Origin of the sequence: Paenibacillus sp. VTT E-133280 (assembly GCF_002264385.1) — a bacterium.
Taxonomy (GTDB): domain Bacteria; phylum Bacillota; class Bacilli; order Paenibacillales; family Paenibacillaceae; genus Paenibacillus_AQ; species Paenibacillus_AQ nitricinens.
In genome coordinates this window covers 66,312-75,738 of record NZ_NFUX01000028.1, presented here as the reverse complement: position 1 = coordinate 75,738, position 9,427 = coordinate 66,312, and the positions used below count along the sequence as shown (strand labels likewise).

The window sequence follows — 9,427 nt, the reverse complement described above, 5'->3', positions numbered from 1 at the left end:
AATGATGTGAAACTATGCTTTCTTATATTTTGAAAAAAGAGGCTACTCTATATGACGTTCAAACCATTAATAACCCTGCGAAACTTTATGATCATTTTGTGTATAAGCATGTTTGTGATGCTTGGACAGAAGGTTTTTCTCATCGCCGACAAAATACAAATAACTAAGGAAGCCGACCGTCTCTATGCTGCTGGCGATCTGATAAGTGCAGAGAATCAGTATCGCCTAGCGGCGGCAAACCATTCCATATTTTATATGGAAGAAAAGGTTGCGAAGCGACTTGATGAGCTGTCACCAATCACGGCCATCCGCCAAGGTTTGAATGCCTTGGTATCATCCGCTAAAGCACAAGCTGCGACGAAAGATTTCACCGGATTTATGAAAAGTTATGATACCCTCCTCAGCTTAAAAGCTACATATATGAAGCCCGGTGGTCCTTATGAATCCTATTATCGCCAGTTATCGACCGATTCAGGCATTTCTGACCAGTTCACAACCTACTTCCGAGAATTTAAGGAGCAGTTTCTTACTGAACTTGCTCAGAGCCAAGATGGAAACAAGAGTGGAGAAGATACTCCTAAATGGAATCTGTTGCAGATTCCCGATGCTTATTACGGAAGCGCTGCATCCAAGGAGGAGTTGCTAACCTCCAAGTTCAAAAGTCATGATACAGCTAAACTAAAAGCCTTAGCAGGCACAGGAAACTTTACAGGCATGCTGGAGAGCACCCTCTCCATGATGAATGCTTACAGCCAGCATAGTTACGAAGCGCCATGGGTACTTGGGCAGGCAGAAAGTAGCGGAAAAATCATCCTGAACAAAGACCTAGAGAGCGATAACATCACCGCTTTTGCTGGGCATGCTGTTGCCTATCGTCATTTTGCAGGATCAGCAGGGATCACCTCATCCAAAGTACTAACCTTAGTAGATACTAGTAAAGCTAAACTACTTAAAAATGCCAAGCGCATGGCCAGCAAAGGCCAATATGCTGAAGCTATTCAGATATACAGTGATCTTGCTCCGCTAGAGGATACTTCTTCAATCATTGCCGCTACAAGATTGGCTTGGAATATTGCTGAACCTGTGCGCCTTCTCCCGGGCGGTGAGGAACAAGGCAGATATGGGAACGTCATCTCCAGCAAGGGACTACACGATAAGAAGGTCATTGTGGCTGGAACGGATAGCAATGGTGTCCTCTATTATGCAGCAATGAATAGCGACGAAAGTGTCATTACTTTAACTGGAAATAGTTTACCAAAATTCGAGAGTCTGCGCAGTCTAACTTTTAATGACCAGCTTGCTGCCTCTTCAGGTTCTAGTGCACCCGTGATTCTGGCTGAATCTGAGATCGAAGGTGGACGTACCCTTTTTACAGCATATGAAATGAAAAAAGATGGTATTTCACAGTTGTTTTCTATGTCTGGAGATAGCTACGAACTGCAGTCCGATGATTCCATACTCGTATCTAACGCGGATCTCGGAGACGGTGTCATTGGACAGACAGCGCGTTATCGCAAAGTAGATGCCAGCTATCAATTTGCTGAGATTGTTCAGGAGTATGCGGTAATTTCAGCTTCCGATGTAGCGCTTCATCCTTTTGAAAAGGTCTCTTTTCACTGTGAAATCGTCGCTGATAACTTCGGCAATATGCTTGCATACTCCAATGGAATTTATATTTTTCTTCAAGGAGACTTGGGTTCCGTTACAGGTAACGCGTTAGTTAGTGGTCAATATCAGAACGGTTATCAGCTTGTTGGAACGGACATGGGAGAGCAGTATGTGCCTGTGTTTGTGGTGGAATCCGTGGGTAGTATGAGTTTTGCACAGTAGAATATATGGGTTAACTGCTTAGTTGAATTGTGGGAACGCTCGTCGTGACGAATGAGAAATTTTATATATACATGAATCTAGGATCACCATATCCGCTCAGTTTTTTTGTCCAAGGGGTGTCGGTAGCCCGTCTATACTTGTAGTATTCTTCTCTTGTCTATATTCTTTCAGACCTGCTTCGCCCTTTTGGATAGACCAACGTTGTAACGTGTCCCGCTCACCATCATAACTCATAAATGGGACCGAAAATCCGCAGGAAGTCTGTACTTTATGAACATCAATTAAAATGATCTGTCTAGCTCCAGGCAGAGATGTAAACATAGGGTACAGCGTTTCCCATTCTGATGAACCAGGCAGGATTACTGCCCCTGTTCCATACAGTCTCAGAATGTTCGGCGGTCCTTCAAAGGCACAAAACATAACCGTCACTCTTCCGTTTTCCAGCAGATGAGCGCTTGTCTCATTGCCACTACCGGTCATATCGAGATAAGCCACCTGATTAGGAGACAAAATCCGCAAGCAATCATGACCCTTAGGTGAAAGGTTAACATGCCCCTCTTCAGAAAGTGGCGCTGACCCTACGAAAAAAAGATGCTGCTGCTGAATAAACTCCTGATGTGCAGGTAATATAGCCGTGAATTGTTTTCCCATTTGATGTTCTCCGTTTCTTTTGGTTTGTGTGTGATTCGTTTGATGGGACTGTCACGCTCCATCGAACCTATTAACTCAACCAGCTACTTCGTTCGAAACCAGCCAATGTACGGGATTTTTACCGTTCTTTTTCTCATTCGTTACGCATTCCTTCTATTGATATATATTCGTTTCTACCGTTGAGTAACCCTTCACCCTCACCCAAGGTATTAAACTCATCACCGAAAAAAGGAACTGCCTCTCGGCAGCCCCCAAATCCCCACGAAACATTTCTTTTAGCTAAAATATCTTTCACCCGATCTACTCAATCGCAATATAAATCTCAACCTGCGTGTTGGCAGGATCAAAATTCCGCGAATCGTAAATTTCAAAATCACCCGTATAGGTTCTTACCTCTGTAGACGCCTTAAAATACGCCCAAATCTCCCCCCATGCTTGCGAGACTACTTCAAATACCGGACCTTTTTTCGTCGTAAAAACCATATACTTGCTCTCCGGAACAGCCGAACTCACGATCCCGCTATCCGCTAAATGTCTCTCCCCAGCGACTTCATGCCCGATCACAACGGTATATGCACCCGACGCATCACTCTCATAATCTGTATACAAGGCATAGATGTACTCAGGCTTAACCGTATCCATCTGCCCCGCAATATTACTCTGAAAATACGTTTCCCAGAGCCGCGATAAGCCCCCGTCGGGACCCATTTCCACTTCATTTGTCGTACGTATGCTAACCCCAGCCAATGTCATTTTCGATTTTTGTACAAAATAAGTATTCATTATTCTCCCTCATTTCCTGTAATTGAGTTCAGTATACACAAGGGAAGTGGACATCTGTCTGTCCAGTTAGAGCAGAATTATCGATTTGGGTTATAAAAGCATCAATGGGGTAATTAATAGTATGGAACTACACTCGAAGGGAATGACCTAGCATGTCAAAAATTAAATTAGCTGTCATCTATTACAGTGCCACAGGAACTAACTACCAGCTAGCACAATGGGCTGCGGAAAGCGCCGAGAAAGCGGGAGCTGAGGTAAAACTGCTGAAGGTGCAGGAGCTGGTTCCCGAGGATAAAATTGCGGCCAATCCGGCCATGAAGGCCTTGGCTGAGAAGACAAAAGATATCCCCGTTGCAACACCTGATGATATTGTGGAGGCCGATGCGATTATTTTCAGTTCTCCAACCCGTTACGGTAACATTGCTTCTCAAATGAAGCAGTTCATTGATACAACCGGAGGGATTTGGGGCAAAGGACTCACGGTAAACAAAGTCGTCAGCGCCATGAGCTCAGCACAGAATCCGCACGGCGGACAGGAAGCTACGATCTTGGCACTCTACACATCGATGTATCACTGGGGAGCGATTGTCGCTGCACCTGGTTACACAGATCCCGTCACATTCGGTGCAGGAGGCAACCCGTACGGAACAAGCGTCAGTGTAGATGGGAACGGTAAAATGATCGAAGAGCAGGATCGGATCCGTGATGCTGTTTTTCATCAAGCCAAGCGCACGGTTGAAGTGGCCGGCTGGGTCCAAGCAGGCAAAAATAAAAACGACAATAGTCAGAACTAGACTTCCACCTATCGTTCGATATAGCAAACACCCCTCGGAGCTACCTTAGTAGCTCCGAGGGGTGTTGTTTATTTTATTTACTCTCCAGGATACTTAAGACCCCACTGCGCACGTATTTGATCCAGCAGTTTCAGAATCGCTAACGATTCATCCAATGACATGACTGGACTTTCAGTTAGCCCTGCTTGTAAACAACGTCCTACTTCCTCTGCTTCAAAACAATATCCAATAGAAGCTCGATCATCCACAAAGCTCTCTACCTTCTCATCCCCTATATAGAGCGAAGCCGATTTCGGGTTCACTAACGTCCCTTCAACAATTATACGTCCCTCTGTTCCAAACACATGTGCTTCCTCCAGCGTATTAAGACGAATACCACCGTTCAACGAAGCGGTTTTTCCATTGCCATAATTCAGCAGCATGGAGAAATGCTCGTCCACTCCAGTCTCGCCAATATGCACCGTACTGGAAATAGATTCAGGATGAGGTCCAAACACCATCGAGGCAAAAGAAACCGGATAAATCCCAACATCCAGCAGCGCGCCTCCCCCCAGCTTCGGATTCAGCAATCTGCTTTCCGGATTCCAGTCGGTGCGAAATCCTAAGTCTGCCTTCACCAAACGAACATCACCGATTCTGCCCTCGGCGATCCATTCTCTAACCTTCACCATCGCCGGGATGTAACGACTCCACATGGCCTCCATCAGGAACAGCTTATGATCTCTAGCATAGGCCACCACTTCTTCCAATTCTCCGCTATTCACGGTAAAAGGCTTCTCACATAGAACAGCTTTACCTGCACGTAGCGCCAATAATGCATTTTCTTTGTGAAAAGGATGTGGCGTTCCAATATATACAGCGTCTACATTCGGGTCATTTACCAATTCCTCATAGGTAGCATAAGCATGTGGTACTCCATGATCCCTCGCAAATTTATCTGCACTTTCCTGTGAACGCGAACCCACGGCATATGCCACGCCATTGCTGGCATGAGATAAATCAGTAACAAACTGATGGGCAATCCAGCCTGTACTGAGAATTCCCCATCTTATCTTGTAAGCGTTATCCATTTTCATTTGCATGTTCCTCCTAATCCTTCTGCTAAGTCTCTTTAATTCTATCAGACCATTCTAATAAATGTATAGGAACTGATGCCGGCGAACACCACCGTCACTACCAAAATAGCAATATTCCAGCTCCTGCTCAGAGCCGCTGAATGCTCGTTAGAGCTCTGAATAAACGCTTTTTGCAAAAGGAACTGCAGGAGTTTCATGATTATAAACCCCAAACATCCAAGCCCGCTTTGCAAAATAACCTCCAGACTAGACTTGCTTACAAATCTATCAGCCATATTCCCATCGTAATGGATCGGAACCCTATCAGGCATTTTGGAATATAGGAATAAATAAATAGCAATAGGAATCAAGGCTACCACACCGCTTAAGATCATCATCAGTTTGGTTTTGGACAACTTTAATAACCTCCTTATACGGAACAATAATCTCTAGTTATTCTCTTTCCACATCAATCAAAAATATCTGCTCCTTAAATCCGCCACGACGTTCAGCTTTCTCAGCACGAAGCTCCTCCAGCTCTGCGCTATTACTTCCATGGGTCTCCGCCAGCGCTTGAATTACTTCCAGCATGTCGGCAAGCTCCTCTAGCGCTTCTTCATTACTCACTGCCCGAAAATACTCCTCCGACTCTTCTTTCAATTTCTTACGTAGTTCAGTTATGTATTCTTTGGAATCTAATATCCTTGTTTTAAAGTCTTTACCTTGAGAAGCTATCAGGTTGGGGATTCCGTCACGCACTAGCTTTTCATATACGGGCACTTATGTTCTTCCTTTCTACTTGATGTTCAGACTGACTTCACACTTGATCTGACCCCACCATTAGCCGTTCTACAAAAGGAATATCTGCAGGAGCAAACGTGAACGGACCGAGTGCAGTTGGAAACACCCACCTATATTCATCGTGATCGACAAGTTCAATTACACCTCCCAGATATCGGGCTTTCCAAGCAAACAGTCTGATCTCGACACTTCCATAGTTGTGCTCGTTCACGCCAAAGCTTTCATAGGGAAGGATTATTATCCCCATCTCCTCCTGAAGCTCTCTTTGCAGACAATCTGCGATGCTTTCATCCTGCTCTATTTTGCCGCCAGGAAATTCCCAAAGACCTGCCTGAGATTTACCTTGCCTGCGCCGAGCAATAAGAATCTGTCCTTCTTCATTATGTATAATCGCTGCCGCCACCTGGATCACAAGGAACACCTCCTTTATTGCTATTTATTAGACAGATACTTCTATTAAAACATACATTTCATTCCAAACCAAAGAGACTCTCCCAAAAGCTATTAGGCCCGGGAAAGTCTCTTCCGTACAGTTGCTCTATAAATTCACTGCAACAAGACTGATGCTATTTCTTCAACACAAGCTCTAATCGAACCTCAAGATTGTTCTCCGTATCCAGTACAACGGTGTGTGGATTGCTTAAGCCAAAATCAGAAAAGGCCACTGTCGCTGTACCCGACAGCATCAGCTGTCCACCACTGTACGCTGCTTGAGACTGGAAAGTAACGTCCTTATCCACACCCTTCACTGTAAGCGTTCCTTGCATTTCAACCGGTACAGTTGCTCCTTCGGTCCATTCCGTTGGCAGCTCGGAGAATGATTTAACGACAAACGTAGATTGTGGAAATTCCGTAACGGCTAGAAAGTCTTCCCCTTTTACATGCTCATCTCTTTGACCATTGCCAGAGTCCAGAGCGCTCATATCTACTATCCCTTCTCCAACCATCGAAGTAGTATCTTCTATATTAACTTTCCAGGTACCTTGAACTTTGTTATCCACGAAGTTTACTGTTTCTTTAGAGGTGGTTACTGACCAATATACCTTAGAAGCATCCGTAACCGTCCAATCACCGTTTAATTGATCGGCTGTGACTGCCATACCTACTGGTGCTCCAGTGTTAGCCGTGCTTTCTCCATTACCGGCTGTTGTGGCTTGCCCTGGAATCACGGACTCGATCTGTACATTATTGCCCAGCGATTTATCCAGCAATGTATAGCCTGTGACTACTCCTACGATGATGACTCCGGCCGCGATCAAGGCTATTCTTTTTCTCTTCATCCTGTTCCCTCCAATATTCAAAATATTCTGTATATTTTCAAGCTCGTCCCTCATTCTAACAAAGCAATATGTCGGGAAGAAGTCAGAGCAGAGCGAGCAATGATGTGTTAAACTTGTCGTAATTTTATAGATTGGAGGACCACCACAGGATGAGATCCATTCTAATTGTTGAAGATGAGGAAGCTATCTCCAGGGTCCTCAGTGCCTATCTGAAAAAAGCAGGCTTCCATGTCACCCGTGTAGCCGACGGACACGCTGCACTGGAGTCTTTTGCTATAACTCCTCCCTCATTAGTATTACTCGACATCATGCTGCCAAACATGGACGGCTTTGAACTGCTAAAGCTGATTCGTGAAAAAAGCAGCTGTCCCGTAATCATGCTCACCGCAAGGGACGGGATCCATGACCGACTAGCCGGACTCGACGGTGGTGCGGATGATTATATGTCTAAGCCCTTTATTCCTGAGGAAGTGGTGGCACGCGTGAATGCTGTGTTACGCCGTCCTTCGCAGTGGTCCGATGGCAGCCGCAAACGGCATTATGGCAGTTTGTTTATCGACTTTACTGCACGAGCTGTATTTTTAAATGGAGTTGAGCTGAGTCTTAGCCCACGTGATATGTCAGTCATGTTATTTCTGGCTGAAAGACCTAATCAAATCTGTACCCGCGAGCAATTAATAGAACATGTCTGGGAGATGGATTACGAGGGAAGTGACCGAGCCGTGGACTTGTCTATCAAAAGACTTCGCCAAGCGCTGTCGCATTGGCCAGTAGATGAGGGGGAAATCCGTACCCTGAGAGGGACAGGATATCAATTATGGACAACCTAAAGAAGAGCAGCCCCAAACGTACTTCGATTCTCTCCTATTGGACGATTCGTTACCTGCTCATCATTAGTGTTGGTCTCCTGCTAACTGCACTAACGACGTTCTGGTGGATCCAACAAGAAGCTATGAGTAACCGGATGCAGACTACTGGATTATTAGCACAGGAGATTGCCGACCGGAGCGTAAATCGTGAGGGTTCAATAGAGATCAGCCAAAATCTTGGAAGGCTCATTGAAGACCGAAAACGATTCTTCAAGTTAACCGTAGAAATGTGTGTAATCATTACAGATCAGCAAGATCAGATGCTGTTCTCAATGCCGCCTCTAACTGAAGATGAGATGAGGCATAAACTTAATGATAGCCTTGACGACTCTCGCAGTCCGGAGTTCAAAGCTGCAGTAGCGCCCATAAAATCGGATGGGGAAACGCTGGGACAGGTGATTGTGCTTCAATCCAAGAAATCGCTGAGGCATATTCCGCAGGAGGAGATCATTTTTTTCTCCATCCTGTTGCTATTTCTAATTATATTAAGTTGGCTAACCATTTACCTCTTGTCTCGTAAACTGGCAAAACCGATCCAGAAGGTAGCCAAAGCAGCCGCTCAAATCAGCCATGGCCGTTATGATATCGTTCTGGATAAGGACGCCAAAGAACGGGAAATCCATGAACTGATGTTGTCTTTTGAAGAGATGGCAGGCAAGTTACAACAATTTGAGCAGTCCCGTGCGGTTATGTTAGCCGGTGTATCCCATGAACTAAAGACACCAGTAACCTCTATTAAAGGCCTAATCCATGCCGTTCGTGAAGGGGTTGTCGAAGACGATGAAGCTGTGGAATTTCTAGATATTGCTTTGCAGGAAGCTGGACGATTGCAACGGATGGTTGCCGATCTTCTGGATTACAACGCACTGACTGCAGGAATCGTTTCAGTCCGTCACGATCGACTGGATGCCGTACCACTGTTATCCGAAATCGTGTATCAATGGAAGCTGACACAAGCGTATGAAGTTGCGGAGCCTGTGCTCCATATGCCAAGAACTCCCTTATTTTTGCGTGGGGACCCGCTACGTATTCAACAAATCATCGTCAATTTACTTAATAACAGTGTACAAGCCAAAGCCCCAGACCGAATGGTACAGCTTACAGTAGAGGTGCTTGAACAGCAAGGTCATGACATGGCGGAGATTCGTATTCAGGATAACGGGCTGGGCATCTCATCAAATCATAGTGAGCATGTCTTCGAGGCTTTTTTCCGAGGTAGCGACAAACAAAGCACACTACGTGGTCTGGGACTCGGCTTAACCTTCAGCCGTCTGCTGGCAGAAGCCATGAACGGGAGCCTTGTGCTTGAGGAGCACTCCGAGGAAGGCTGTACCTTCGTGCTGACTCTGCCGCTTGATCACTAA

Annotated in this window: 11 protein-coding genes; 4 read left to right on the top strand and 7 right to left on the bottom strand. The window is 45.5% G+C overall.

The window, feature by feature from the left end; genetic code table 11:
* Positions 1–51: 51 nt before the first annotated feature.
* Entirely contained in the window at positions 52–1,830 is a 1,779-nt protein-coding gene (locus CA600_RS14320; RefSeq protein ID WP_094870800.1) for a hypothetical protein, read from the top strand.
* Between the two features lie 96 nt (positions 1,831–1,926).
* Here CA600_RS14320 and CA600_RS14315 read toward each other — a convergent pair whose 3' ends face one another.
* Together CA600_RS14315 and CA600_RS14310 are read right to left on the bottom strand one after the other, a co-directional pair.
* A complete protein-coding gene (locus tag CA600_RS14315) occupies positions 1,927–2,481 on the bottom strand; it encodes a pyridoxamine 5'-phosphate oxidase family protein (protein ID WP_094870798.1) in 555 nt (184 codons plus the stop codon).
* Between the two features lie 300 nt (positions 2,482–2,781).
* A complete protein-coding gene (locus CA600_RS14310) occupies positions 2,782–3,264 on the bottom strand; it encodes a GyrI-like domain-containing protein (RefSeq protein WP_094870796.1) in 483 nt (160 codons plus the stop codon).
* Between the two features lie 152 nt (positions 3,265–3,416).
* On the opposite strand from CA600_RS14310, the gene wrbA reads away from it, so the two are divergent.
* On the top strand, positions 3,417–4,058 hold the full coding sequence (wrbA, locus tag CA600_RS14305; protein ID WP_094870794.1) for an NAD(P)H:quinone oxidoreductase type IV: 642 nt from the start codon (positions 3,417–3,419) through the stop codon (positions 4,056–4,058).
* A gap of 77 nt (positions 4,059–4,135) precedes the next feature.
* Here wrbA and CA600_RS14300 read toward each other — a convergent pair whose 3' ends face one another.
* The 5 genes from CA600_RS14300 to CA600_RS14280 form a co-directional block, all read right to left on the bottom strand.
* Positions 4,136–5,134 (bottom strand): Gfo/Idh/MocA family protein, encoded by a 999-nt coding sequence (locus tag CA600_RS14300; protein WP_373455884.1) that lies wholly within the window; start codon positions 5,132–5,134, stop codon positions 4,136–4,138.
* Positions 5,135–5,178: 44 nt separating this feature from the next.
* Positions 5,179–5,529, bottom strand: coding sequence for a DUF1648 domain-containing protein (locus CA600_RS14295; protein WP_094870792.1), 351 nt, complete (start codon positions 5,527–5,529; stop codon positions 5,179–5,181).
* Positions 5,530–5,566: 37 nt separating this feature from the next.
* The gene (locus tag CA600_RS14290; protein ID WP_094870791.1) at positions 5,567–5,893 is read right to left on the bottom strand and encodes a nucleoside triphosphate pyrophosphohydrolase; all 327 of its coding nucleotides are present in this window, start codon (positions 5,891–5,893) and stop codon (positions 5,567–5,569) included.
* A 37-nt stretch (positions 5,894–5,930) separates the two neighbouring features.
* Positions 5,931–6,326: an 8-oxo-dGTP diphosphatase MutT gene (gene mutT, locus CA600_RS14285; protein WP_094870789.1), complete on the bottom strand. Its 396-nt coding sequence runs from the start codon at positions 6,324–6,326 to the stop codon at positions 5,931–5,933.
* A gap of 154 nt (positions 6,327–6,480) precedes the next feature.
* Positions 6,481–7,194, bottom strand: a complete 714-nt coding sequence (locus tag CA600_RS14280) for a YceI family protein (RefSeq protein WP_094870788.1) — start codon at positions 7,192–7,194, stop codon at positions 6,481–6,483.
* Positions 7,195–7,343: 149 nt separating this feature from the next.
* On the opposite strand from CA600_RS14280, the gene CA600_RS14275 reads away from it, so the two are divergent.
* Together CA600_RS14275 and CA600_RS14270 are read left to right on the top strand one after the other, a co-directional pair.
* Complete coding sequence (locus CA600_RS14275) at positions 7,344–8,024, top strand: response regulator transcription factor (protein ID WP_094870787.1); 681 nt, start codon at positions 7,344–7,346, stop codon at positions 8,022–8,024.
* Entirely contained in the window at positions 8,012–9,427 is a 1,416-nt protein-coding gene (locus tag CA600_RS14270; RefSeq protein ID WP_094870785.1) for a HAMP domain-containing sensor histidine kinase, read from the top strand. Before CA600_RS14275 ends, CA600_RS14270 begins: the two co-directional genes overlap by 13 nt.